Origin of the sequence: Domibacillus aminovorans (assembly GCF_001643235.1) — a bacterium.
Taxonomy (GTDB): Bacteria; Bacillota; Bacilli; order Bacillales; family Domibacillaceae; genus Domibacillus; species Domibacillus aminovorans.
Window position 1 is genome coordinate 198,307 of the sequence record NZ_LQWY01000012.1, and the last position, 24,969, is coordinate 223,275.

Genomic DNA, 24,969 nt, shown 5'->3' on the forward strand with positions numbered 1-24,969 from the left:
AAGTTTCACTATGCGGAACATCCGCAAGAACCGCCGCTTTCGCTGCTTCCACAACTTCCACAGGCACTTGAGAATACAGAACCTGCACCCGGCACTTTTACCTGATCAGAAACAGAACGGGCAATGAGCAAACTAACATCGTCAAGTAGCTGCTGAAGTTCCGTCTCTGCTCGTCTAAACGCGGCGACATGTTCATCCATATCCATTTCACGCTTTGCCTGGCGCGTTTCCATCATAATCTTTTTATAATCGGGATGGTAGCGGCCAAATCGCTGCACATCTTCATATTGATCTTTTAATCGGCTGAACGCGAAAATTTTTCGTTTCACCGATTCATTTGTATAAAGCAATTTATAACAGTCGCGATATTTAATAGCTGTTTCAGACTGGAGAATCATCTCTCCAAGCTCGTCTGCTGCATCCGCTGCACTGATGAGTTCCATCGTTGTTGCAATCATGAAATGCACCTCCATCGACTCATTTTACCATATAACTTTACTCTTCGGTAAAATTTTGTGTGTAATGTTTCCGATAAGCGCCCGTACCAAGTGTAGAGAACGATTCACTAAGCATGACCTCCCTGTGCTCCTTTGAGTTGAGCCATCCTTCCATCGCCGCAGCAGCATCTACATAGTTTGCCGCAATATTTTCACCAGCTGCACCATACATAACATCTGCACGCCTAAGACGATCTTCAAGGCCACCAAATTGCGGTGATTCATGATCGAAATAGCCTGCTGAAAACATATCTTTACTATGACTTTTAGCTACAGCCGCAGCTCCAGTATTCCATTCAAGCAGTGATAAACCAAACCGGCTTCTCATCACATTTGTAATCTCATATATTTGCTGCTCGCTGCCTCTCTCAATATGAACCCATGCTGAGCGCCCTGGCGACGGCACTTCAGGCAGCGTTCCTTGATACACTAATTCATATGGCCTCATTTTTAGCAGCACATCCTTCGTCATAAAACGAACCGCAGAAAGAGTTCCTGAAAACTGATCAATATATAACTGAGCATAAAAGTTCCCAATCGGTACAATCGGACGGAGATTTAAATCTTCTTCAGACAGTTCAAATCGATAGTAACTGTCGTTCGCATTGACAACTATCTCGGTTTCAGGATAACGTGATCGAAAAATTTCATTCGATGAAATACCGAGTGTAAAGGGCTCCGTATCCATGTTGCCTGTCGCATATATTGTCACGATACGGTTATTTTCTACACCTGCGAGAAAATACGCATTGCCTGTATGATACACCCACCAGTCATATCCATAAGCAGATGGTTCTTTCCGAACAGGCGGTCCATATAAAGTCAATAACTTCTCTGCGGACTCTCCAATAAAAGAACCGGCGCCTGAATTCGGTGTTGTTTCTGTTTTTGTTTCTTCGGCTGGCTCTACCCGACCGCTATTCACAGACGGTGGTACTGGTGTTGTTTCTTCTTTACGCTCATTCATCGATTTATCTGTATAAATGCCTGCAAGCATCATAATCAAAAAGATAATTAAAATTTTAAAAACAGATCGCAGAAAATCTCCTCCTTTATAAACCGGCACATCCATATACCTTTATCAGTATATCATTCCAAATTCATGATTGAACAAAACTTTCTATCTAATCTTTTCAAAATTGTCATAGACAATTAAATGAAGCACATTGCATGAAAGCAGAATTTCGACTATTATGGAAGAGGAAGCAAAAACATGACGGAAATGCAGGAGGGATCTTTTTTCATGAAATTTGAAAATATTGGTTTAGAAAAAACACAAATCGATTTAAACCGCCTCACTTATATTATGGAAGAGCATGGAATGGTGCTCGCCGGTCAGTGGGATTACGAGCGCGTTACATATGATCGCAAATTTGAACTAAAAGAAGGCGTTTATTACTTGCGTGTATTCGGCTTCGCAGTACAAGGCGATGTCGGTACAGATGATGCTACTATTGAATTAATGACGCCAATTCTTGGTAAGCATTACTATCCACATGGTGTGGAATATGGTGATAATGAATATTATCCGGAATCACTTGTCAAAACATGTGAAAAATTACTTGCTGATATTAAAGCGGATATGGTTCATTACATCGGCTAAGAAAAAGCTTTCCCCCTTAAATGGAGGAAAGCTTTTTTTATGAGCCAAGAATCGCTTTAAACACAGATGTTGTTGGGCCGCCTGTATAAAAAACATATAAAAGAAGATAAACAGCTACCCCTGTAATACCTGTAAAAAACCAGATGATACTCGTATATGGACCAATTTTCCGGTGACGAATTAAATTGCTTTTCAATCCACTCACAATGGAAACAATTCCAAAAACGGCTCCTATCGTGGCGAGACAAATATGAAAGATAAGAAAAATAGTGTAATATATTTTGATATCATCTGGCCCCCCGAATGCGGTGTTTCCGATAAATAACGTTCTACTCACGTAAATGATAAAGAAAGTAAGGGCAAAAACACCAGCAAGCAGCATTGTTTTTTTATGTTGCTCCACTTTTCTCTGTTTAATTTGTGCCCAGCCGATTGCAACAGTAATCGCACTAAGCGCAATAAAGATCGTACTGATAGTAGGCAAAATCGGTAACGACATGAACATTCCTCACTTCCATTATGTATGAAACGAGGGGAGCAGGTCCCCCATCGTTTCTTTTGTCTTATTTAATTAAGACATTGATTTATCATGACGTGCTAGGGCGGCTTCCGTAATTTCATCCGCCTGCTCGTTCTCTTTACGGAACCATTCAAAAAACACTTGGGCTAATACTACACCGTACACAATTTCTTGAATAATTTTCATAATCACGCCGCCAAGCTGCTGATCTTCGACAACAGGCATATTTGAAAACAGTTCGGGACCGCTCAAATTAAGACCAGCCAGCGTATCAACAGGTACACACAATTCCATCGCTTTCAGCCAGACAGAAGCGTCTGAATAAGTGGCATAAAGCGGTGTTGCTGCGAAAATAATGAGCGCACATGCCGGTGTCAATAGTATACCATCTGCAAAGATGTACCCGACTTTTTTCAAACCGTGTAAAGAGCGTCCTTCCCGCTGTTCATTTACAAGTGGCCACCACATAAAAATGGCGAAGAAAAAGAGCATGAGCGTGTATAAACTATGAAGTGTATTACTCATTTTAATGAAATCGAAAATGAGCGGAATATGATAGAACGAAAATAAACCATTAAAGAAAATTAACGCGACCAACGGACGTGTTGCAAATGAAAAAATCGAACGAATAACTGGCAGCTCAATTGTTGCTTTCCATACCCACCAAGGGATTGCTTTAATAAGCAGCGGTGGTACGACAAGATATAAGACCGCCATTTGAATCATGTGATATGTCATCATAATGTGACCCATCAAATCGATCGGAGACCCTTTGACTGCATAGAGGATAGCCATCGTTGTTAAAAAAAGAACAGCTTGTCTTTTTGTCAATGGCTCACTAACGCTGAAATCTTTTCTCCACTTCACAGTAATTAAGAAAAAGAGAACGGTTAAAAACAGAAGCACTACAATAAATAAAGGACTCCATAGAGCCTGAAAGCCAAATATTCCTATAGGCATCATTCTTATCACCTCAATGTTTTTTTGATGCTCAATCCATTATAACTCGCTAAAAAGCTTCATACAACGCTATGTATTGACAAGTTCATGACAGAAAAAAAGTGTTTCCCTGAAAAGGGAAACACTTTCCTTTCTTACCACCAGATAATTGTCAAAAAGGCAAGTATCGTTAAGAATGCGATGAGTATACCAGAATACATAAAGAATTGTGGTACTGCATGACCTTTATGACTCATATGCATAAAGTAATAAAGCTGGAATACAACCTGTACGATAGCAAGAAGTAAAACAAATGGAAGGATAAACCATTTAGAGAATCCTGCTCCGACAGCTGCAAACGCGATAACCGTAAAGAAAATCATCATCGTGAATGTCACGACCTGCATTCTCATGTCTTCTGCACTTTTCTTACGACGGTATTCATAGTTAACTTTAGGCTCACCTGAATTCGATTGTAAATTCGCCATCCGTTATCCCACCATTCCCATTAAATATACGACCGTAAAGATAAACACCCATACGACATCAATGAAATGCCAGTAAAGACTTGCCAGGTAAAACTTCGGTGCATTATAAAGGTTCAATCCGCGCTTTGCATTGCGGACCATAAGAGCAATAATCCAAAAAAGACCGAACGTAACGTGCCCTCCGTGGAAACCGACTAGCGTGTAAAACGCTGAACCGAATGCACTGCTTGTAAATGTATGTTCATACTCGTGAACATAATGATTGAATTCATAAATTTCGCATCCAAGGAACCCAAAACCAAGTACGACGGTAATGAACAGCCATGTCTGCATTTTTTTGAAGTTATAGTTCTTCATATGGTACATCGCAAAAACAGATGTTAATGAACTTGTCAAAAGAAGCATCGTCATCATGAACACGAGCGGAAGTTCAAATAAATCTTTCGCAAGTGCATGATCTGGACTTGGTACACTATCTTTTAACGCCAGATACGTGGCAAACAGAGAGGCAAATAACACCGTCTCACCGCCAAGGAAAAGCCAGAAACCTATAAACTTATTTTTCCCTTCCAGAGTTGCCTGTTCAGGCGATTCAGGCCACGTCTGTGGCGTGAATTTTTCTTCAGCTGCCATTATCGTGTCCCCCCCTTATCAGCATCATCAAGAAGTTCTTCTTTATGAATATGATAACCATGATCATCTTTAATTGAACGGTAAAGCATTGAAGCAAATGCTACAGCCAAACCGATAATTAATACTGGAAGTGCCCATCCTTTGTCATCCACGTGATACATCGCACCAAAAGCCCCAATAAATAAACCTAATGCAATCATGAATGGTGTAAATGAATTGTTCGGCATATGAATGTCACCAATTGGTTCTGCTGGCGTCATTTCTGTTTTGCCTTCCATTTTTTCAATCCAGAATGCATCCAGACCACGTACAAGTGGAAGCTGTTTAAAGTTGTAGAATGGTGTTGGTGATGGAAGTGCCCACTCAAGTGTGCGTCCATCTTTCCATGGATCTATTCCAACTTTTACATTTTTCACTTGTGTCACAACGACATTAATTAGCAGTACAATGACACCGACAAACATAAATGCAGCACCTATCGAACTAATTAAGTTTCCAGTTTCTAATCCTTGCCCCGGTAAGAATGTCCAAACGCGGCGCGGCATCCCCATAAGTCCAAGGAAATGCTGGATAAAGAATGTTAAATGGAAACCTATCAGGAAGAACGTAAAGGTTACTTTTCCTAATTTTTCACTCAACATTGTGCCAAACATAAGCGGCCAGTAGAAATGAACACCTGCTAATAGTCCAAACACAACGCCACCAACGATAACGTAGTGGAAGTGAGCAACGATAAAGTAACTGTCATGGAACTGGTAATCAGCAGGAGCAGCAGCCTGCATAACCCCTGTTACACCACCCATAACGAATGATGGAATAAACGCAATGGCCCAAAGCATCGGCACTGTAAACTGAATGCTTCCGCCCCACATCGTTAAAATCCAGTTAAAGATTTTAATCCCTGTTGGAACAGCGATCGCCATTGTTGCTACTGCAAAAATCGCATTAGCAACCGGACCTAGACCCGTTGTAAACATATGGTGAGCCCATACCATGAAGCCAAGGAACCCGATTAACACCGTCGCGAATACCATCGAAGAATATCCAAACAAACGTTTTCTGGAGAATGTCGGAATTACTTCAGAGAAAATACCGAACGCCGGCAAAATAAGAATGTATACTTCCGGGTGACCGAAAATCCAGAATAAATGCTCCCAGATAACTGTGTTACCACCCATAGCTGCATCAAAGAAGCCCGCTCCGAACATACGATCAAATAACATCATGAACAAACCTACAGTAAGTGGTGGGAATGCAAAAAGAATAAGCGCTGATGCGACAAATGTTGTCCATGTGAAAAGCGGCATTCTCATGTATGTCATGCCCGGTGCGCGCATATTGATAATTGTAACGAGGAAGTTAATTCCCCCCATCAATGTACCGAAACCGGAAATTTGCAGCCCGAGCACGTAAAAGTCAATTCCGTGCCCTTCTGATGCTAGTGAAAGTGATGCGTAAGATGTCCATCCTGCATCCGGCGCACCACCCAAGAACCATGAAAGGTTCAAGAATACGCCGCCGAAAAAGAACAGCCAGAATCCTAAAGCATTAACAAATGGGAACGCAACGTCGCGCGCACCGATTTGAAGCGGCATAACCGCATTCATAAAACCTAATAAAAGTGGCATTGCTGCCAGGAATATCATTGTCGTACCGTGCATCGTAATAATTTCATTAAAAAGACCGGCACTGACAAAATCATTGTTTGGTACAGCCAGCTGAATACGAATCATCATCGCTTCAATACCACCGGCTAGGAAGAAGAGACCTCCGGCCAGTAAATAAAGAATGGCGATTTTTTTATGGTCAACTGTTGTTAAGTATTCCCAAACTGTACCGGCAAATCCCCGTTTTTGCGTGTGTGCAATGGTACTCAACGGTTTTACCTCCTTTATGATGTTTCAGTAATTATTGTTCTACTTTCAGACCCATCAAATACGTTGCCAATTGATCAAGTTCTTGATCGGACAATTCGCCATATGTGCCTGTCATTTTGTTTCCTGGTTTGTAAGCTTCTGGATTGGAAATCCAGTTTTTCAATTCTTCTTCGTTGTGCTCTAAAATACCTGCAACGAGTTCACGATCACCAAAGCTTCCAAGGTTCGGTGCCATACGTGCTGCTTCCGGACGCTCATCTGCTGGTGATACAGCATGACAGCTTAAGCATTTTTGGTTGAATATTTCTTGCCCTGCAGCAGCTTGTGGATCTTCTGGTACAGCTTTTGCATCAACTGCTTGCATCGCTGTTGTCCACTGGTCAAACTCATCTTGTGGAATGGCACGCACTTTAAAGTCCATCAATGCATGAGACGGTCCGCAAAGTTCGGCACATTTTCCATAGAAAAGATTATCCGCTTCTATTGCTTTTTGATTATCAAATTCAAGCCACATTTTATTGACATTTTCTGTGTTCGCATCAATTTTTCCGCCCGCAGCCGGAATCCAGAATGAATGTTTAACATCTGATGCTTTTATATTAAAATACACTCTTTGATCCGTTGGAACGACAAGTTCCTGACTCGTAATGATTTTTTGATTCGGATACTCAAATTCCCACCAGTAAAGACTCGCGCGAACATTTACAACAAGAGCATCGGTTGTACCATCTTCTTTCTTTTTATCCATCGCTTTCGTATCCGCAAGTTCAAACGTAGTGATAACGGTTGGAACCGTAAGAATGATGAGTAAGAGAATCGGAATAACCGTCCAGACAATCTCTAAAACATGGCTTCCTTCCACTTGTTTCGGGATGGATTCATCGCCTTTTTTACGACGGAATTTAATGATGGCGACAGCAAACATAATCGTTACAACGATGACGACACCGACCATGATCACAGTACTCAAGATCATGAGATCATATGCAATTTGACCCGCTTCTCCGGCTGGAATCAACGTTGAAAGAAATGGTTCACCACAGCCAGACAGAACGAGCGTCAGCAAGCCAAAAACCGTCAAAAGACGCCATTTTGTTAACTTCTGTTTCATAGCTTATTACTACCCCTCTTTCCTATAAATTTCTAAAAACAGTGCGTATATATGGATTTCTTATAAAGAAAGAATTCCCTCATTTAAATAACGGTCACAATGACCATCGCAACAAACATAATAGTTAAATATTGAAGCGAATAAACAAACATACGTTTCGCCCATTTTAAATCGTCTTTTACTTTAAAACCGGTAATCGCAAGCGCTATCCAGCCGATATTTAATATCGTAGCCAGAGTGAAAAACGCAAGGCCAAGATCCATCATGAAGAACGGAAGCGGCAACAGTAATAGCGTCCAGACGAACATATGGCGTTTTGTGACAGCAAACCCTTTCACTGTCGGCAGCATTGGAATGCCGGCTTTTCCGTATTCCTCGCTCCGTTTCATCGCCAGCGCATAAAAATGTGGCGGCTGCCAGATGAACATGATTAAAAACAGCATCCATGCGAGTACATCAAGTGTCGGGTCGACGGCTGCCCAGCCAATTAATGGTGGCACGGCACCTGATAGACTTCCGACAACTGTATTGCTTACATGGCGGCGTTTCGACCACATCGAATAGATTACGACATAGCTTAAAATACCGATAATGCCGATGACACCTGCTGTGAACGTTGTCAAAAATAAAAGCGCTGATCCCATGATGACAAGCGCAAGTCCTAAGATCAATACTTTTGAATAACTGATTTTGCCTGTCACAGTCGGTCTTGATTTCGTCCGCTCCATAAGCGGATCAATGTCCCTGTCTATGTAATTGTTTAAACTAGCCGATCCGGCGATAATGAATGCCGAGCCGAGCAATGTAAAGAACATGGTATCAAGGTTAGCCAGGAATGGGACATCATTCATAACAAATGCCAGCCACATACCAGTAAAAACCGTAATTAAATTGGAATTAACAATGCCAATTTTTATGAGTGCCATAAAATCTTTCATCGCTGTCGTTTCAGGCACATTTGTTTTATCCATCGTTGTTGCGGCACGCGACACATTTTTCTCCTCCTCTCTCGTACATCAGCTTCTCCCTCCTACTATAAAGGATACAGCCGCACTTTTCTACACTATTTAAAAACATTTCAAAACAATGGATCCTATATTCCATATTAAATCATATCCATTACTTTTTATGTGAACAGATGATGAACTAATTTTGTCGAATTTGTGACTCGTCAATGCGTTCTGTTTTCATTGTTTCATTTTTATAAGATAATATTAATTATGTGCAGAGGCTAGTTGCAGAATTGCGTCTTTCTCTGTATGATCATGTACGGATACGTTCATATACAGAAGAAGGTGAATCTATTGCAGAGTTGGCTTAAATGGCTCGGGGTGCTGACAACATTAGTCATGTTAGTCGTGTTGATCGGCGGCGCACTTGTGACAAAAACGGATTCCGGACTTGGCTGCGGAAATGAATGGCCGCTTTGCCACGGACAGATTATTCCGGAAGATATTACGATGGAAACATTTATTGAACTTTCTCATCGAGCTGCCTCAGGAGCAGCTGGATTGCTTGTTCTGAGTCTTTCAATCGGCTCATGGCGTGTAATTGGACATAAACGGGAAACGAAATTTTTAGCGTTACTTTCCTTTTTCTTTTTAATGGCACAGGCATTAATCGGTGCGGCCGCTGTATTGTGGGGACAAAACGACTTCGTTCTGGCGCTTCATTTTGGCATCTCACTCATTTCTTTTGCGTCTGTTCTTTTATTAACATTGCTTATTTTCGAAGTAGACAAGCGGTTTGATGCATCGAATATCGTGATTGATAAACGAATGAAATGGCATACAATCGGGGTAACCCTTTATAGCTATATGGTCGTTTATACAGGTGCACTCGTACGCCACACAGAAGCAAGCATGGTATGCGGTTCCTGGCCACTTTGTGGAAATAATTCTTTTCTTCCATCAAATATGTATCAATGGATTCAAATGGGCCACCGAGCTGCGGCAGGGCTGATTTTTATTTGGATCGCTTACATTACCTATATTGCCGTTAAGCATTATAAACAGCAGCGCGTGCTATATTGGGGCTGGCTCATTGCATTCAGTCTGGTGTTATTACAGGTAATTGCTGGCGCATTTATTATTTGGACAAATTTAAATTTATATGTAGCGCTTGCACATGCGTTATTTATTTCTTGTTTATTCGGCCTTCTCTGCTACTTCATATTACTCATTTCAAGAAGCAATATAAACGGGCAGTAATGAAAAGATTGCGCAAACACAAAACGAGCCTTGGTAGCGATTCTGAAGGCTCGTTTTATTTGTATTTTGAATGATTTAAAATTCAAAAAGATATGTTTTCAACTAAAATGAACATCACTGTATTAACATACTTTTTCCTTTTACGCCATAGGATGACCTATTCAAACTCAATCGTATCTCCCCGCTGAATATGACCACCTTGAATGACTTTAGCGTAGACACCAATCCCACCGTTATTTTGCTTTATAGCCGTTCTCAGAACACTTGTATCTTTAGGCAGATCACCTTGAGGCAATGTTGTCATTACACAACGTACTGTTGGCTGTTCAATTTGCAGACGTACCTCTTTCCCAATACGAAGAGTCTTGCCAACCCACTCATTTTCGATAAAGCCTTCGCCATCAGGTACATCGACGACAAGATTCGGACGGAAGCGTCGTACTTCAATCCTGCTCTCTGGATTCAACTTTCGCATGTGATCAATGGTAGCTGTAGTAAGCAAGTGAACCATCGCCGCATCAAAAAAAGTACCTTGTGGAGATGCGCAGCTAATGACTGAATTACGGTTGTTCAGTTCCTCCATGTCTGGAATATATTCCTCAAACTGTACTTCATTAGATGTTGGTGTGACGAGGTGAACAGGGCGATTCAAATTCTCTGAAAGTCGATCATTTAGATTTTCTTCGGTGCTGATTCCCATAGAACCATCAGGAAAGGTAATCCGGATGACTGAAATAGAGTTAGAATCAGTAGGTGGTTCAACAAATGAAGCACGGTAATCAAATATATTTGGCCACTTCCGTGGGTTTTTCGCGTTAGCAAGCTTTCCTGTTGACATATCCATCAAAGCATATGCACGGTCTCCTAGCAACCCATTTAATGTCACATTGCATGCATTCATCTCTTCTCCCATCATTGACTTTACAGGATACCGCCAGACTGAGACTACTTTTGGATTTTGCATGAAATTTCGCTCCTTTATAAAAGTTTACATTTTATTCTTCCACTTCAATTATAACTCTCCTACTACAGATCCGTTACCATTAATCCCAATATTCAAAAAATTATATACCTTTTGTATGGGTTATTAGCTCTGAAGGCGACAAATTCATTATAAATGAGCTTTTACGTAAAAAACAAAAATCCCCAAATAGAGGATTTTTAAGATTCCACTATTCGGGGTCAAATTCATTCATTTATTTTTCAAGCTCAACAAGTAAATCGCCGGTAGCAATCGCTTCACCACTTTGAACGTAAACCGCTTTTACTGTTCCATCAAATGGCGACTGCACTGTCGTTTCCATTTTCATTGCTTCTGTGATCATCAAGTGATCCCCGCGTTTTACTTTGTCGCCTTTTTCAAGGATGACTTTAATAACCGTACCTGGCATTGTCGCACCGATATGGCCCTCATTTTTGGGATCTGCTTTTACTTTTGCATTTACAACCGATTTAATGCTTTCATCTTTAATGACTACATCACGAGGCTGACCGTTTAGTTCAAAGTTAACGATACGTGTTCCATCTGCCTGTGGATGGCCAATTGAAATCAATTTCACAATCAGCGTTTTACCTGTTTCGATTTCGATTTCTTTTTCTTCACCTAGACGCATACCATACAGGAATGTCGGCGTATCCAAAACCGAAATATCACCGAATTGAGCGACAACTTTTGTGTAATCCGTAAATACTTTAGGATACAATGCATACGCAATGACATCATGGTCTGTCGGATCTTCGTCGATTTCTTTCTTTAACTCTTCGCGTAATGCTTCAAAATCAACGTCTGCGAGCAGTTCGCCAGGACGCACTGTAATCGGTGCTTTTCCTTTCAAAATAACGTTTTGAAGCGCCTCAGGGAATCCACCGACCGGCTGGCCAAGATAGCCTTCAAACAGTTCAATCACCGAATCCGGGAAGTCAATTTTATCGCCTCGGAGCAAGACTTCTTCTTCTGTCAAATCATTCTGTACCATGAATAATGCCATATCACCAACGACCTTAGAAGATGGCGTTACTTTAACAATGTCACCGAACATTAAGTTCACGCGGCGGTACATATCTTTCACTTCATCCCAACGCTCGCCAAGACCGACTCCTTTTGCTTGCTGTTGAAGATTACTATACTGCCCCCCTGGCATTTCGTGCTCATAAATTTCTGTATGAGGTGCGAGCATGCCACTTTCAAATGGCGCATAGTATTTACGTATATCTTCCCAATAAGAAGACAATTTTTCAAGCGAATCGATGCTAACAGACGGTGCACGATCTGTTCCTTCAAGCGCATAGCGAAGTGTATTTGCACTTGGCTGCGACGTTAAACCAGCCATTGAGCTCAATGCTGTATCCACGATATCAACACCTGCTTCAATCGCTTTCGTATACATGTAAATGCCATTTCCGCTCGTATCATGTGTATGAAGATGGATCGGAATATCAATTGTCGCTTTTAATTCAGAAATAAGACGATAAGCGGCTTGTGGTTTTAATAAGCCTGCCATATCTTTAATGCCGAGAATATGAGCACCCTGCGCTTCGAGTTCTTTCGCCATTTGTTTATAATATTCGACGTTATATTTCGCGCGGGACGGATCATCAATGTCACCCGTATAGCAAATGGCTGCTTCGGCAATTTTGCCCGACTGGCGAACGGAATCAATCGTGACTTCCATTCCTTTTACCCAGTTTAAACTGTCAAAAATACGGAATACATCGACGCCAGATTCCGCTGACTGCTGAACGAATTCACGAATGACGTTATCTGAATAGTTTTTGTAACCGACCGCGTTCGCTGAACGAAGAAGCATCTGGAACAATACATTCGGTACCTGCTTGCGAAGTGTCTCAAGGCGTTTCCATGGATCTTCTTTCAAGAAACGATAAGCCACATCAAATGTCGCACCGCCCCACATTTCCATTGAGAATAATTCGGGAAGTAAACGCGCCGTTGCTGGTGCAATATTCATTAAATCATTTGTCCGTACACGTGTAGCAAGAAGCGATTGATGGGCATCACGGAATGTCGTATCGGTAAGCAATACTTCATTCTTCTCTTTTACCCAATTGACAAGACCTTCTGTCCCTTGCTCATCCAAAATTTGTTTCGTGCCGCGTGCTGGTTTTTCAGACAGTTTCACTTTTGGAATGCGCGGTGTTTCAAAGACTGGTTTTTTCTTCTGTTCTACACCAGGGACACCGTTGATTGTGACTGTCCCAATGTAGTTAAGCATTTTTGTTGCACGGTCTTTCTTTTTAGGAAAAATAAAAAGTTCCGGGGTTGTATCAATAAATGACGTATCGTAATTGCCCGCAATGAAATCTTCATGGCGCATGACGTTTTCAAGAAACGGAATATTTGTTTTAATGCCTCGAATACGAAATTCCTGCAAATTGCGCATCATTTTTGAGGCTGCTTGTTCAAATGTCATCGCAAATGTGGACACTTTCACAAGTAAAGAATCATAGTACGGTGTAATAACAGCACCTTGGAAGCTATTCCCTGCATCTAGACGTACACCGAATCCGCCGCCTGAACGATACGCCATAATGCGGCCTGTATCTGGCATAAAGTCATTTTCCGGATCTTCCGTCGTAACACGTGACTGAATGGCATAACCCATCGTACGAATGTTTTCCTGCACTGGAATGGCCACTTTCGTGCTATGCATAGAATGACCTTCCGCAACTAAAATTTGCGTTTGAACGATATCAATACCCGTAATCAATTCGGTAATTGTATGTTCTACCTGAATACGCGGATTCACTTCAATAAAGTAGAAGTCTTCGCCCGCTGTTAAAAACTCAACCGTTCCGGCATTTAAATAGTTTACTTTTTTCATTAGCTTAACGGCTGCTTCACAAACACGGTCACGCAATTCTTCTGAAATGGATACAGCTGGTGCAACTTCGACAACTTTTTGATGACGGCGCTGTACAGAGCAGTCTCGTTCATACAAATGAACAACATTGCCTTCATGGTCACCGATAATCTGTACTTCAATATGCTTCGGATTTTGAACGAATTTCTCCACGTATACTTCGTCGTTTCCGAACGCCGCTTTCGCTTCGGATTTCGCACGATCATATGATTCACGTACTTCTCCAACGTTTTGCACAATCCGCATACCACGGCCGCCGCCGCCGAGCGATGCTTTAATAATAATTGGGAATCCGTGCTGTTTACCAAACTCCACAACTTCTTCAAGGCTGTTAACAGGACCGTCTGTACCTGGGATTACTGGAATATCCGCATTGATTGCCTGTGTACGCGCTTTTACTTTATCTCCAAACATGTCGAGATGGCCTGATTTCGGCCCAATAAAGATAAGCCCTTCTTCTTCGCAACGTTTTGCAAAATCAATATTTTCAGATAAAAAGCCGTAGCCTGGGTGAATAGCATCAACATCTGCCTTCTTGGCAATTTCTATAATGCCTTCAATGTCAAGGTATGCATCAATCGGTTTTTTTCCTTCTCCGACAATGTATGCTTCGTCTGCTTTATAACGATGATATGATCCTGAATCTTCCTTTGAATAGATAGCAACCGTTCGGATATGTAATTCAGTGCAGGCCCGGAAAACACGAATTGCGATTTCTCCCCTGTTCGCCACCAGCACTTTACTGATTTTTTTCATCTTCATCTCTCCCCTGATATGTTGATAAAGTCTATATAAAAAAGTTCAGCAAATTGAACCTTTTTATTTTAGCGTTATGATTTGTAATTTTTTTCGTATTTCGTATGCATAGAAATATTCACTAAAATGCCCATTGATATCGAAAGCAAAACGAGTGATGAACCACCGTAACTAATAAATGGAAGCGGTACACCTGTAATCGGAATCACACCCGATACACCACCCAAATTAATAAACGACTGAATCCCAATCATGGATGAGATGCCAACTGCAAGCATAGCACCGAAAGGATCCCTGCACTTAATGGATGTGAAAAGCCCCCTTAATATGATAAAGGCTAGTCCGCCTATTGCAATGATTACACCAATTACGCCAAGTTCTTCAGCAATGACTGACATGATGAAATCTGTATGTGGTTCTGGTAAATAGCCCAGTTTTTGAACACTCTGGCCCAGTCCCCGACCAGTTAGTCCGCCGGAGCCGATAGCAATGTACGAATTGACGAGATGATAACCCGCGTCTTCTTCGTATCTAAATGGATCAAGGTAGCTTGTCACACGGCTCATTCTTTCTTCTGAAAAAATATTGTCTTTTTGCCATATAAAGAGCGGCGATATGGTAACGCCAAGTATGGCTAGAAGCAATGCAAATTTTGCAAGCTTTTTCATTTTTATACCGGATGATAGCAAGATTGTCAACCCGATTAACAGAATAATGAACGCTGTTCCGAAATCCGGTTCAATTGCGACTAAAAAGACGACACCCAGCAGTATAATAACCGGCGGCGCGATGCTGTCGTTCAATGAATTAATATTTTTTTGTTTTTTAGAAAATGCAGCTGCCATGTAAATGATAATGACAAGCTTTGTAAATTCGGAGGGTTGAATAGAACGCGCACCGATCTGAAACCAGCTTTGCGCATTGTTCGAGACACTTCCGAATAAAAAAAGAAGAAAGAGAGTTAGAAACATGCCGCCCGTAATACAGAGCAAAAACCGCTTCGCTTTCAGCTTTTTATACGGAAAAATCGCCATCACACTAAAAGCTAAAAATGCGATAATAACATGAAACTTTTGCTTATCATAAAAAAAGCCACTTGATACTTCATATTTTTGAACAGCAATAACAGAGCTCGCACTATAGATCATCATTAGTCCAAATAAGCAAAGAATCAGAAATGCGGCAATAAGCGAGTAATCATACGATTTTAACATTCTTTTCCACATATAAACCTTCCATTCGTGCGCTTACCGAAAAGCGGTACTCATTTTAAGTGTAAAAAAACTCAAACTGCCGTTTGAGTTTTCTGTCTGTTTACCGGTTGATGGACGCTTCATGTAGAACGGACAGTTCCTGTTCAAGCGAATCGATAAGCTTTTTACCGTCCGCTTCATCCACTAGTCCAAGACGTATAGCGAAATCTATTTCACGGGATAAACCAAACATTCGAGTGTCAAGCACTTCTTCATAAAGAGGACACTGCGGCATCGTCAAGTTGTCCATTTGAACTTTGATGAGACGTAAAATCTTTTCCGCATCCTCCTGCAACAGAGAGTAGGCTTTTTCCCGATGATCTATTTGTAAATTAGATGCCATATTAAACTCCCCCCTGTCCCAAGAATGAAATCACTTATATAATTAAAGATTTTATCGTTAATACTGGCAATTTGCAAGGAATTTTAATACGTACACTGACATTCGGAAAAATTCACTGTATACTTACATTTGTACATAGCAAAATTAAAGGAGACTTACTCATGGAGAAAATTATTCCGTTTAAAGGGAAAGTCGCGTTTCCCATTACACTTGATCCGAGCGTTTGGATTTTTGATGACCGTCGGATCGACCTTGATTCTTATTTCGCTGAACCTAATCAACCAGAAATAGATCCGAATGAAGAGTATACGAAAAGCGTGTCGAAGTTCTGGGAAAAAGAAATCCGTGAAGGTGCTACTTTTCCTCCGACGATTAAATCAGAAAAAAAATATGAAAAAGAAAAAGTGCTTACTGGCTCATTTGGCGTACCGCTGGCGCCGTTTTTAAAAAATGCAGAGCCTGCTGATGATGCATCTCAACTTGTAATCGAAACGAAAAATGGAGATCATTCTTTTTCTATTGAGAATGCAGATTCACTTATTATGGCTTTTTCAAATAAAGGAAAACCATTTCTCGTAGATGGGCCTGTCCATATTTTATTAAAAGATGGCTCAAACCTCGATTACCCGATTACGCACGTGACGGCCATCCGTCTAGATTGAAAAAACCTTTCTAACGTGCGGAAGGTTTTTTCAATTGCCGGATAATGTTGTATCTGTTTCAGTAATAAACAGCGTTCGATCAACAGTCATATCGACTTCATATGGATCTCGAACACCGATTCCGTTTTCTTCCAAAATTAGCACCGAAGGACGATCACTTATATGCTCATTTTGCCTGGAGACAACCCCTTTTCGCCCGTCGTTCAACCAGACCGTCAATCCTGTTGGGTACATAACGATTGCCCGACGAAACATTTCAACATAGTCTTTTTCAAACTCTGATCCCGACCCGGCATACAATATTTCCATTCCTTCATGCGGGAGCATTGCTCTTCTGTACACACGATTTGATGTAACAGCATCATATACATCTGCAACACCGATCATTTTACCAAAAACATGAATTTCGTTTCCTTTTAATCCTCTTGGATAACCTGTACCATTGAGCCGTTCATGATGCTGCCATGCACAATGGGCTGATGTAAGTGGCAAACTGTGTTCTTTACGTAATAAATCAAAGCCGTATTCCGTATGTTTTTTGACAAGTTCAAATTCTTCTTTTGTCAATCTAGAAGGTTTTTTTAAAATGTGGGAAGGGAGCATCATTTTGCCGACATCATGAAGCATAGCGCCAATCCCAATTTCTTCCGTCTGCTTCGCAGTGAGATTCTTCATCTTCATGCTTAACGCCAGCGTATAAATCGTTACGTTAAGCGAATGACTAAACACATAATCGTCATGCACATACAGGTGCGTAAGTAAATCAACCGCTTCTCTCCTATCACGGATTTGACTGATAATATCGCGGACGACAGAATAAAATCGTTTTTCTATTTTGTGGAATGAAAATCGGGTAGATTCTGTGGTAAGATCCTGTTTCACCTGGTCAAAAGCTTCCGTCATAACCTGTATCGCTTCACGACGCGTTTCTTCTGTTATAACAGGCCGGATCAAAATATCATCCGTACGCCCATCTTCAATATATACATACGTAATACCTAACGTCTGCAGCCGGTTATTAATAGACGTCGTCAAAGTGGCTCCCGTTTTCAACAAAACGTTCCCTTTATTGTTAAACACATTTTCTGCTAGTTTCACATCTTCCTTTATAGATGATACAGCGACTAATCTCAACTTGTTCCCGTCTCCTTACATAGTCAACACGCATTCTTGTTAACTGGAAATTTCTTTTTTCAACGCACTCATGACTTGACGGTCTAGCTTAAGAGCGGCTTGCCTATCATACGTTTTCTCATGAACGGGCTCTTTTACAATTTTCGAACCGTAAAACATGACATCACGTACTTCTGTAACCGTAATTTCAATCATTGATGCTTTAAGGGGAACATCTTCTAAACGTTCTACTGCAATACGAGCTTTTCCACTGATCGTATAAGTCGATTCTGCTACAAAAATCGCAACGGAAACAAATGAGTTTTTATTAATATTTTCAATCATCTTTGACCGGCTGTCGATGGCAATTCGAATCGTTTTTTCGTCTGGTGCAAAGATCCAGGAAACTGTATTCATAAATGGTGCACCTGTATCCGCATTTACCGTTGAAAACAGTGCAAAACGTTCCTTCTGCAACGCTCCAAATAAATCCGGGAGTAAGTACTCCTCATTTCGGTTAGCCAAAAATACCGCTCCTTTAGCTTTTTATTCCATTATACCGGCAAAGATATTCCTTTTCTATATAAAAAGTAATCTGCCAGTATTCATGTTATACTATAGAAAAATAGTATGGGGGTGTGTCATGCGAGTAAAATGCATTATTTGCGATAAAATTGAAACGATTGAAGATAGTCTTCCCGCTGCAAAGAAACTGAGAAATCGTCCTATTCATACATACATGTGCGATGAATGTCGGACGCGTATCACTGAGAATACGACAAAGCGGGTCAACACTGGGCAGTTTTTCGTCTACCGATCAGGCAAACAAAAAGAATGGCTTCCATAAAATATACTTCATAAACGGCCACCTCGTCCCGGCTTCATTTGTATTTCTCTCTATCCATTCTTGCTGTAAAGCCTGCTGCCAGCATTAATGATGCGTCTACTTATCTCTACCAAATACTAAGACACATCTTAACATCTTATATGCGCTCATATTGAGCTTTTATAACTCAAAAAAAATATAAGCGGAAGGCTTAAACGCCTTCCGCTTTATTCATTGTATTGTATTTTCTTCTTTTTGATGCTTTTTAAGCCTAAATTTATACGTACCGAGGATGAGTGCCGCAACAATAAGACTTTCGACAACTGGCAATTGATAAGACAGAATTAAAAGAAGCAACGAACCTATGGCAAGTGAAATATAAATAATGACGTTCTGCCACATTTTTAATTTTTTCGCAAACCCGAGATTGTAAACGAGAATGGAAAGGGCAATTAATATACCCCAGTAAATGTAGACAGCTGCTTTAACACCGAACGCTTCAATAATTGCTCCCAGAAGCGGACTGATATGTTCAAGTCCTTCCACACCTATCCCTCCTGCTTATTACTTATTATACTTTCTTTTTCGCTGCACGCTCGCGTTCACTCTTATCGAGTATTTTTTTACGAAGACGAATGGATTCAGGTGTTAATTCACAATACTCATCATCATTTAAATACTCAAGTGCTTCTTCAAGCGACATAATACGAGGTTTTTTCATCGTTGCTGTTTGGTCTTTATTTGCTGAACGAACATTTGTCGCCTGCTTTGTTTTCGCAATGTTAACTGTTAAGTCATTATCACGTGTATGTTCGCCAACAATCATACCTGCATAAATCTCCGTTCCTGCTTCAACGAATATAATTCCACGGTCTTCAACACCCATGATCCCATAAGTTGATGCTTTTCCCGTTTCCTGCGAAACAAGAACACCTTGGCGGCGTCCGCCGATCCGGCCTTTCTGCATAGGCTGATAAGAATCAAATGTATGGTTAATAATACCATAACCTCGTGTCATTGTTAAGAATTCAGTTGTATACCCAATCAAACCGCGTGCCGGTACCATGAAAATTAAACGAACTTGACCATTTCCATTGTTCACCATATCTAACATTTCGCCTTTACGTGTACCGAATGATTCGATAATTGAACCCGTATATTCTTCCGGCACGTCAATTTGAACACGTTCTACCGGTTCGCATTTTACACCGTCTATTTCACGAACGATTACTTGAGGTTTTGATACTTGAAGTTCAAATCCTTCACGGCGCATGTTCTCGATTAAGATCGACAAATGAAGTTCGCCGCGGCCTGATACGATCCATTCATCAGGTGAAGTTGTATTTTCAACGCGCAGACTGACATCCGTTTCTAATTGCGCATGCAAACGCTCTTCAATTTTTCTAGACGTAACAAATTTTCCTTCGCGGCCTGCAAATGGACTATTGTTTACTAAGAAATTCATTTGAAGTGTCGGCTCGTCAATACGGAGAACTGGAAGTGCTTCCTGGTGTTCTGTTGGTGTTACCGTCTCACCCACATTAATATCTTCCATTCCGGATACCGCAACTAAGTCGCCTGCTTTTGCTTTTTCAATTTCAATTCGTTTCAACCCGAGGAAACCGAACATTTTTGTAACGCGGAATTGTTTTACCTTCCCGTCCAGTTTCATAAGTGCAACAGATTGACCCACTTCCATTTCACCACGGAAAATACGGCCAATTCCAATACGGCCTAAATAATCGCTGTAATCAAGAAGCGCAACCTGGAATTGAAGCGGCTCATCGCTGTTATCAATCGGTGCTGGAATGTGTTCAATAATTGCCTCGTAAAGAGCTTCCATGTTTTCATCTTGCTCATCCGGTGTTTTGCTTGCTGTACCATTAATACCGGAAGCATAAATAACAGGAAATTCAAGCTGTTCGTCATTCGCATCAAGCTCAATGAACAATTCGATTACTTCATCGACTACTTCCTCTGGGCGGGCAAAATCACGGTCAATTTTATTGACAACGACGATCGGACGCAAATTTTGCTCCAACGCTTTTTTCAACACGAAACGGGTCTGCGGCATACAGCCTTCATACGCATCAACAACTAATAGAACACCGTCGACCATTTTCATGATCCGTTCTACTTCACCGCCGAAATCCGCATGTCCTGGTGTATCGAGGATATTGATTTTTGTGTCTTTATATTGAATCGCAGTATTTTTCGCCAAAATCGTAATGCCGCGCTCCCGTTCAATGTCATTTGAATCCATCGCGCGCTCTTCCACATGTTCGTTTGAACGAAAAATACCTGACTGCTTTAATAGCTGATCGACGAGTGTCGTTTTTCCGTGGTCAACATGGGCGATAATCGCGATGTTACGTAAATCGTTTCTTGTTTTCAAACTATTTCCTCCTGCTCTTTTCTAGAAACTTCTTCAAATACAGTTTCCATTAACTGCGTTATTATATCACACACTTTACAAGATGCCTATTTGAAAAAAAAAACGATCATTGCAAAAAAAGAACGGCTTATACTACAATAAAGAAAAAAGGGGGCTTGGCATAATGTCTAACATTCAATGGCCGTTTCTCGGTTTTGCTGTTCTTGCCGCTGCTTGTATGATAGGCATAGGCGTCGCAATCAGTGAACAGAGCTGGATTGGTGCCGTTCTTTCGATTGTAATTCTTTTTGGTGTCATGGGTTTTGGATTTTCATACAAAGCAAAATTGCGCCGCTTAGGCAAACTATAAAAAAGCCGGAAAGACAAATTGCTGTCTTTCCGACTTTTTATTTTAAATAATCAGTTAATATTCGTTCATGAAGCCCCGGTGCACAGGCGAAGAGCGGATTGATCGCCAGCATATTGACATCAGACCCGTCCAATGTGCTCACAATACCACCCGCTTCTTCTACAATTATTTTTCCGCCTGCAAAATCCCACGGTGCGTTTCTCATCGTTATGTAGGCGCTCAATCGTCCTGAAGCTACATATGCAAGCTCAAGTGCTGCCGAACCGTATGAACGTGTTCCGCGTACCTCTTTCGCCAGCGCAATCAATTTATTTTGATCGAAATAACGGTTATTAATTAGCCAAGTTGAACTGATGCCGACAATGGCTTCTTTTACAGGCACAGGTTTCAATTTTTCAAGGGGTATATCATTCATCCACGCGCCTTCTCCACGCCGTGCATGATACAACTCATCATGCACAATATCATATATATAGCCAAGTACGCCTTTTCCGTTCTCATAAATACCAATTGAAATAGCAAAGTTGCGCTGCTGATGGACAAAATTCATCGTTCCATCAATCGGATCAATGATCCAGATGATACCGTCAAGCGACTGAATACGATCGCCCTGACCTTCTTCACCCAAAATAGCGTGATTGGGATAATTCATACGAATATTTTCAATAAAAAATCGTTCTGTTTCTTTATCCATATTTGTGACTAAATCATTTGGATTCGATTTCGACTGAATGCTCAATGAATGATGAAAGGATTCTCTAATTAACGCTCCTGCTTCTTGAATCCAGCATTTTACCTCTTCATCTAATTCTGTCCAATTTGTCATATTTTATCCCCCTGGCTCCACCCTGAATTCCGATTCAGTTTATTTTCACATTAAACTAATTTATAAAGCTTATCAAGTTTTTCCATTCAAAAGTGCTGTGGTACTATGGATAATATAGATAAGTTGAAAGGAGTTTCACATGACAACACCGTTTTTCACCAAGGAAGATTTTCAAGTATTTAAGATTGAGGGGCTTAACGAGAGAATGACCGCTATTCAAGAACGGATTCAACCGAAATTCAAAAAAGTCGGTGACCAACTGACAGATGATCTTTCAGCACTGCTTGGTCAGGAAATGTTTTTACATATTGCCAGGCACGCGCGGCGCAAAGTGAATCCGCCTAACGATACGTGGCTGGCGATCGCAGGCAACAAACGCGGGTACAAACAACACCCACATTTTCAAATCGGCTTATTTGACGATCATGTTTTTATTTGGTTAGCGTTTATTTACGAACTTCCTCAAAAAACAGGCATCGCGAAAACATTTTTGAACAACATGGACATGATCAAACAAACCATTCCAGGTGATTATGTCATTTCGCTAGATCATTTGAAAAAGGACGCTGTTTCATTGATAGAAATCAATTTAACGGAAGCCCTTGAACGTTTTCACGACGTCAAGAAAGCTGAATTATTAATCGGTCGGCACATTGCAGCAAATGACCCCGTCTTAAAAGACGATACAGAATTTTACAAACTGGCGAAAGAAACGTTCGAAACGCTTATTCCATTATATAAGCTGTCGTATAAATAAAAGTGTGCCCGCATCGCTCATATGCAATGCGGGCTTCTTCTACATACGGACACGCGCATTTTCCGGTGCCTGCTTCATTTTTTGAACAGCACGATAGGAAGAATAATTGCTCACCTCTTCAAATTCATCGCAAATTCGCTTTTCATCTGCTTTGCCCGGAACAATTTCTTTAAACCGGCGATAGCGATCCATAAACTCTTCCCGGTTCATTCCTTTCTCATATACATTTTCCACCGCTTCAAAAAAAGAAACGACATCAATGACTTCTTCCGTTGACCAATCCGCTCTAAATGGATACGAATATTCCATTACTCTCACCTCACTTTATTTTATTCGTTTCTCCTTCTATATATCCTTTGTTTTTCTGCATGATAAGCATGCGGATTTTTCTTTGCAACGACCTTCCAAAGTGCTATAATGCTTTATGTTTTGAATTATGTAGAAAGAGGTGGATAATGCGTTGTCACAACACAATACACCATTATTTGACGGGCTTCTCAAGCACGCAAAGAAGAACCCGGTTCAGTTTCATATACCAGGCCATAAAAAAGGAAAAGGGATGGACCCTGTCTTCAGAGAGTTCATCGGTGAAAATGCCTTATCAATCGATTTAATTAACATTGCACCGCTTGATGATTTGCATCAGCCACATGGCATTATTAAAGAAGCACAGCAGCTCGCTGCAGAAGCATTTGGTGCCGATCACACATTCTTCTCCGTACAAGGAACGAGCGGAGCAATTATGACGATGATCATGGCTGTATGTGGTCCCGGAGAAAAAATTATCGTCCCACGCAACGTTCATAAATCGATTATGACGGCGATTGTTTTTTCAGGCGCCGTGCCGATTTTTATCCATCCGGAGATTGATAAAGACCTAGGGATTTCACATGGAATGACGACAGAATCAGTCAATCGCGCATTAATAGAGCATCCTGATGCAAAAGGTGTCCTCGTCATCAACCCAACTTATTTCGGCATTGCCGGCGATTTGAAGCAGATTGTCGAGATAGCACATTCCTATTCCGTACCGGTGCTTGTTGACGAAGCTCACGGCGTCCATATTCACTTTCACGACGACCTGCCGATTTCGGCCATGCAAGCAGGGGCTGACATGGCCGCGACAAGTGTTCATAAGCTGGGTGGGTCAATGACCCAGAGTTCTATTTTAAACGTTCGTGAAGGGCTCGTATCCGTCAATCGCGTACAGTCTATCCTTAGCATGTTAACGACGACATCGACGTCATACATCCTTCTCGCATCACTCGATACTGCACGAAAACATTTAGCCATAAATGGAAAGGTGATTATCGAAGAAGCCATTAAACTTGCTGAAAAAACACGTGAAAAGATTAACAAAATTGATCATTTTTATTGCGTAGGTTCTGAAATACTCGGTTCAAAAGCGACATATGACTACGATCCAACTAAACTGATTATTTCAGTGAAAAACCTTGGTATTAGCGGACATGATGCTGAAAAATGGCTTCGTGAGCACTACAACATTGAAGTAGAATTAAGCGATTTATATAATATTTTATGCCTTATAACTCCTGGGGATACAGAAACAGATTGTTCCCTGCTCGTCAAAGCATTAACGGAAATGGCTGATACATTCAGCGACACTGTCCAATCGCGATATGCGCATGTTATGCTGCCAGATATTCCTCTTCTCGCTTTGTCGCCTCGTGAAGCTTTTTACGCCGAGACGGAAAAAGTCCTGCTTGAAGAATCAGCCGGCCGGATTATAGCAGAATTTATGATGGTCTATCCGCCAGGTATCCCAATTTTCATTCCGGGCGAAATTATTACTGAAGAAAATTTGCGCTATGTGCATGAGAACGTGGCTGCAGGTCTTCCTGTACAGGGGCCTGAAGATGAAGAGTTAAAAACATTACGTGTTATTAGAGAGCGCAAAGCCATTTATTAAGAA

26 protein-coding genes are annotated in these 24,969 nt (G+C 41.1%); 7 read left to right on the forward strand and 19 right to left on the reverse strand.

Annotated elements, in window-relative coordinates:
• Positions 1 to 8 precede the first annotated feature (8 nt).
• On the reverse strand, positions 9 to 458 hold the full coding sequence (locus AWH49_RS06120) for a YlbF/YmcA family competence regulator (protein ID WP_034285664.1): 450 nt from the start codon (positions 456 to 458) through the stop codon (positions 9 to 11).
• A gap of 37 nt (positions 459 to 495) precedes the next feature.
• Positions 496 to 1,569 carry a CAP domain-containing protein gene (locus tag AWH49_RS06125; protein ID WP_082862692.1) on the reverse strand — a complete coding sequence of 358 codons (1,074 nt, stop codon included), beginning with the start codon at positions 1,567 to 1,569 and terminating at the stop codon, positions 496 to 498.
• Between the two features lie 171 nt (positions 1,570 to 1,740).
• Between AWH49_RS06125 and AWH49_RS06130 the strand changes: the two genes are divergently transcribed.
• Complete coding sequence (locus AWH49_RS06130) at positions 1,741 to 2,100, forward strand: YugN family protein (protein WP_063965049.1); 360 nt, start codon at positions 1,741 to 1,743, stop codon at positions 2,098 to 2,100.
• A 37-nt stretch (positions 2,101 to 2,137) separates the two neighbouring features.
• On the opposite strand, the gene AWH49_RS06135 is transcribed toward AWH49_RS06130, so the two are convergent.
• From AWH49_RS06135 to cyoE, 7 genes are all read right to left on the reverse strand, one after another.
• Positions 2,138 to 2,605 carry a DUF420 domain-containing protein gene (locus AWH49_RS06135; protein WP_034285666.1) on the reverse strand — a complete coding sequence of 156 codons (468 nt, stop codon included), beginning with the start codon at positions 2,603 to 2,605 and terminating at the stop codon, positions 2,138 to 2,140.
• Positions 2,606 to 2,671: 66 nt separating this feature from the next.
• Positions 2,672 to 3,580: a cytochrome c oxidase assembly factor CtaG gene (gene ctaG / locus AWH49_RS06140; RefSeq protein ID WP_063964982.1), complete on the reverse strand. Its 909-nt coding sequence runs from the start codon at positions 3,578 to 3,580 to the stop codon at positions 2,672 to 2,674.
• A 134-nt stretch (positions 3,581 to 3,714) separates the two neighbouring features.
• Entirely contained in the window at positions 3,715 to 4,047 is a 333-nt protein-coding gene (gene ctaF / locus AWH49_RS06145) for a cytochrome c oxidase subunit IVB (RefSeq protein WP_063964983.1), read from the reverse strand.
• A 3-nt stretch (positions 4,048 to 4,050) separates the two neighbouring features.
• Complete coding sequence (locus AWH49_RS06150; protein WP_063964984.1) at positions 4,051 to 4,680, reverse strand: cytochrome (ubi)quinol oxidase subunit III; 630 nt, start codon at positions 4,678 to 4,680, stop codon at positions 4,051 to 4,053.
• A complete protein-coding gene (gene ctaD / locus AWH49_RS06155; RefSeq protein WP_063964985.1) occupies positions 4,680 to 6,557 on the reverse strand; it encodes a cytochrome c oxidase subunit I in 1,878 nt (625 codons plus the stop codon). Before ctaD ends, AWH49_RS06150 begins: the two co-directional genes overlap by 1 nt.
• Positions 6,558 to 6,588: 31 nt before the next feature.
• The gene (gene coxB / locus AWH49_RS06160) at positions 6,589 to 7,668 is read right to left on the reverse strand and encodes a cytochrome c oxidase subunit II (RefSeq protein ID WP_063964986.1); all 1,080 of its coding nucleotides are present in this window, start codon (positions 7,666 to 7,668) and stop codon (positions 6,589 to 6,591) included.
• A gap of 83 nt (positions 7,669 to 7,751) precedes the next feature.
• The gene (gene cyoE, locus AWH49_RS06165) at positions 7,752 to 8,639 is read right to left on the reverse strand and encodes a heme o synthase (protein ID WP_063965050.1); all 888 of its coding nucleotides are present in this window, start codon (positions 8,637 to 8,639) and stop codon (positions 7,752 to 7,754) included.
• A gap of 333 nt (positions 8,640 to 8,972) precedes the next feature.
• On the opposite strand from cyoE, the gene AWH49_RS06170 reads away from it, so the two are divergent.
• Positions 8,973 to 9,878, forward strand: coding sequence for a COX15/CtaA family protein (locus AWH49_RS06170; protein ID WP_063964987.1), 906 nt, complete (start codon positions 8,973 to 8,975; stop codon positions 9,876 to 9,878).
• A 157-nt stretch (positions 9,879 to 10,035) separates the two neighbouring features.
• Here AWH49_RS06170 and AWH49_RS06175 read toward each other — a convergent pair whose 3' ends face one another.
• The 4 genes from AWH49_RS06175 to AWH49_RS06190 all read right to left on the reverse strand — a co-directional run bounded on the left by AWH49_RS06175 (position 10,036) and on the right by AWH49_RS06190 (position 16,108).
• The gene (locus AWH49_RS06175; protein WP_063964988.1) at positions 10,036 to 10,842 is read right to left on the reverse strand and encodes an MOSC domain-containing protein; all 807 of its coding nucleotides are present in this window, start codon (positions 10,840 to 10,842) and stop codon (positions 10,036 to 10,038) included.
• Between the two features lie 232 nt (positions 10,843 to 11,074).
• Entirely contained in the window at positions 11,075 to 14,512 is a 3,438-nt protein-coding gene (gene pyc, locus AWH49_RS06180) for a pyruvate carboxylase (protein WP_211268381.1), read from the reverse strand.
• Between the two features lie 74 nt (positions 14,513 to 14,586).
• Positions 14,587 to 15,738 (reverse strand): FtsW/RodA/SpoVE family cell cycle protein, encoded by a 1,152-nt coding sequence (locus tag AWH49_RS06185; protein WP_063964990.1) that lies wholly within the window; start codon positions 15,736 to 15,738, stop codon positions 14,587 to 14,589.
• 88 nt (positions 15,739 to 15,826) lie between these two features.
• Positions 15,827 to 16,108 (reverse strand): Fpa/YlaN family protein, encoded by a 282-nt coding sequence (locus AWH49_RS06190; protein WP_018392229.1) that lies wholly within the window; start codon positions 16,106 to 16,108, stop codon positions 15,827 to 15,829.
• Positions 16,109 to 16,269: 161 nt separating this feature from the next.
• Here AWH49_RS06190 and AWH49_RS06195 point away from each other — a divergent pair, with 161 nt between their 5' ends.
• Positions 16,270 to 16,770 (forward strand): hypothetical protein, encoded by a 501-nt coding sequence (locus AWH49_RS06195; protein WP_034285689.1) that lies wholly within the window; start codon positions 16,270 to 16,272, stop codon positions 16,768 to 16,770.
• Between the two features lie 30 nt (positions 16,771 to 16,800).
• Here AWH49_RS06195 and AWH49_RS06200 read toward each other — a convergent pair whose 3' ends face one another.
• Both AWH49_RS06200 and AWH49_RS06205 read right to left on the reverse strand, forming a co-directional pair.
• The gene (locus tag AWH49_RS06200) at positions 16,801 to 17,904 is read right to left on the reverse strand and encodes an HD-GYP domain-containing protein (RefSeq protein WP_063964991.1); all 1,104 of its coding nucleotides are present in this window, start codon (positions 17,902 to 17,904) and stop codon (positions 16,801 to 16,803) included.
• Positions 17,905 to 17,943: 39 nt separating this feature from the next.
• A complete protein-coding gene (locus AWH49_RS06205) occupies positions 17,944 to 18,408 on the reverse strand; it encodes a pyridoxamine 5'-phosphate oxidase family protein (protein ID WP_063964992.1) in 465 nt (154 codons plus the stop codon).
• A gap of 118 nt (positions 18,409 to 18,526) precedes the next feature.
• Between AWH49_RS06205 and AWH49_RS06210 the strand changes: the two genes are divergently transcribed.
• Positions 18,527 to 18,730, forward strand: a complete 204-nt coding sequence (locus AWH49_RS06210; protein ID WP_018392224.1) for a YlaI family protein — start codon at positions 18,527 to 18,529, stop codon at positions 18,728 to 18,730.
• Between the two features lie 210 nt (positions 18,731 to 18,940).
• Here AWH49_RS06210 and AWH49_RS06215 read toward each other — a convergent pair whose 3' ends face one another.
• Positions 18,941 to 19,255: a YlaH-like family protein gene (locus AWH49_RS06215; protein ID WP_018392223.1), complete on the reverse strand. Its 315-nt coding sequence runs from the start codon at positions 19,253 to 19,255 to the stop codon at positions 18,941 to 18,943.
• Between the two features lie 25 nt (positions 19,256 to 19,280).
• Entirely contained in the window at positions 19,281 to 21,104 is a 1,824-nt protein-coding gene (gene typA / locus AWH49_RS06220) for a translational GTPase TypA (RefSeq protein ID WP_018392222.1), read from the reverse strand.
• Between the two features lie 163 nt (positions 21,105 to 21,267).
• Here typA and AWH49_RS06225 point away from each other — a divergent pair, with 163 nt between their 5' ends.
• Positions 21,268 to 21,453, forward strand: a complete 186-nt coding sequence (locus AWH49_RS06225; RefSeq protein ID WP_034285695.1) for a YlaF family protein — start codon at positions 21,268 to 21,270, stop codon at positions 21,451 to 21,453.
• Between the two features lie 37 nt (positions 21,454 to 21,490).
• On the opposite strand, the gene AWH49_RS06230 is transcribed toward AWH49_RS06225, so the two are convergent.
• A complete protein-coding gene (locus AWH49_RS06230; protein ID WP_063964993.1) occupies positions 21,491 to 22,279 on the reverse strand; it encodes an inositol monophosphatase family protein in 789 nt (262 codons plus the stop codon).
• Between the two features lie 139 nt (positions 22,280 to 22,418).
• Here AWH49_RS06230 and AWH49_RS06235 point away from each other — a divergent pair, with 139 nt between their 5' ends.
• Positions 22,419 to 23,036 (forward strand): YktB family protein, encoded by a 618-nt coding sequence (locus tag AWH49_RS06235; RefSeq protein WP_018392219.1) that lies wholly within the window; start codon positions 22,419 to 22,421, stop codon positions 23,034 to 23,036.
• Between the two features lie 39 nt (positions 23,037 to 23,075).
• On the opposite strand, the gene AWH49_RS06240 is transcribed toward AWH49_RS06235, so the two are convergent.
• The gene (locus AWH49_RS06240; RefSeq protein WP_063964994.1) at positions 23,076 to 23,345 is read right to left on the reverse strand and encodes a UPF0223 family protein; all 270 of its coding nucleotides are present in this window, start codon (positions 23,343 to 23,345) and stop codon (positions 23,076 to 23,078) included.
• A 151-nt stretch (positions 23,346 to 23,496) separates the two neighbouring features.
• Between AWH49_RS06240 and AWH49_RS06245 the strand changes: the two genes are divergently transcribed.
• The gene (locus tag AWH49_RS06245; protein WP_063964995.1) at positions 23,497 to 24,966 is read left to right on the forward strand and encodes an aminotransferase class I/II-fold pyridoxal phosphate-dependent enzyme; all 1,470 of its coding nucleotides are present in this window, start codon (positions 23,497 to 23,499) and stop codon (positions 24,964 to 24,966) included.
• The last annotated feature ends 3 nt before the right edge of the window (positions 24,967 to 24,969 follow it).

Bases quoted from the DNA above. Each gene is read 5' to 3' on its own strand.
- AWH49_RS06120 (WP_034285664.1), bottom strand. From the start codon at position 458: ATGATTGCAACAACGATGGAACTCATCAGTGCAGCGGATGCAGCAGAC.
- AWH49_RS06125 (WP_082862692.1), bottom strand. From the start codon at position 1,569: ATGGATGTGCCGGTTTATAAAGGAGGAGATTTTCTGCGATCTGTTTTT.
- AWH49_RS06130 (WP_063965049.1), top strand. From the start codon at position 1,741: ATGAAATTTGAAAATATTGGTTTAGAAAAAACACAAATCGATTTAAAC.
- AWH49_RS06135 (WP_034285666.1), bottom strand. From the start codon at position 2,605: ATGTTCATGTCGTTACCGATTTTGCCTACTATCAGTACGATCTTTATT.
- ctaG (WP_063964982.1), bottom strand. From the start codon at position 3,580: ATGCCTATAGGAATATTTGGCTTTCAGGCTCTATGGAGTCCTTTATTT.
- ctaF (WP_063964983.1), bottom strand. From the start codon at position 4,047: ATGGCGAATTTACAATCGAATTCAGGTGAGCCTAAAGTTAACTATGAA.
- AWH49_RS06150 (WP_063964984.1), bottom strand. From the start codon at position 4,680: ATGGCAGCTGAAGAAAAATTCACGCCACAGACGTGGCCTGAATCGCCT.
- coxB (WP_063964986.1), bottom strand. From the start codon at position 7,668: ATGAAACAGAAGTTAACAAAATGGCGTCTTTTGACGGTTTTTGGCTTG.
- cyoE (WP_063965050.1), bottom strand. From the start codon at position 8,639: ATGGATAAAACAAATGTGCCTGAAACGACAGCGATGAAAGATTTTATG.
- AWH49_RS06175 (WP_063964988.1), bottom strand. From the start codon at position 10,842: ATGCAAAATCCAAAAGTAGTCTCAGTCTGGCGGTATCCTGTAAAGTCA.
- pyc (WP_211268381.1), bottom strand. From the start codon at position 14,512: ATGAAAAAAATCAGTAAAGTGCTGGTGGCGAACAGGGGAGAAATCGCA.
- AWH49_RS06185 (WP_063964990.1), bottom strand. From the start codon at position 15,738: ATGTGGAAAAGAATGTTAAAATCGTATGATTACTCGCTTATTGCCGCA.
- AWH49_RS06190 (WP_018392229.1), bottom strand. From the start codon at position 16,108: ATGGCATCTAATTTACAAATAGATCATCGGGAAAAAGCCTACTCTCTG.
- AWH49_RS06195 (WP_034285689.1), top strand. From the start codon at position 16,270: ATGGAGAAAATTATTCCGTTTAAAGGGAAAGTCGCGTTTCCCATTACA.
- AWH49_RS06210 (WP_018392224.1), top strand. From the start codon at position 18,527: ATGCGAGTAAAATGCATTATTTGCGATAAAATTGAAACGATTGAAGAT.
- AWH49_RS06225 (WP_034285695.1), top strand. From the start codon at position 21,268: ATGTCTAACATTCAATGGCCGTTTCTCGGTTTTGCTGTTCTTGCCGCT.
- AWH49_RS06230 (WP_063964993.1), bottom strand. From the start codon at position 22,279: ATGACAAATTGGACAGAATTAGATGAAGAGGTAAAATGCTGGATTCAA.
- AWH49_RS06235 (WP_018392219.1), top strand. From the start codon at position 22,419: ATGACAACACCGTTTTTCACCAAGGAAGATTTTCAAGTATTTAAGATT.
- AWH49_RS06240 (WP_063964994.1), bottom strand. From the start codon at position 23,345: ATGGAATATTCGTATCCATTTAGAGCGGATTGGTCAACGGAAGAAGTC.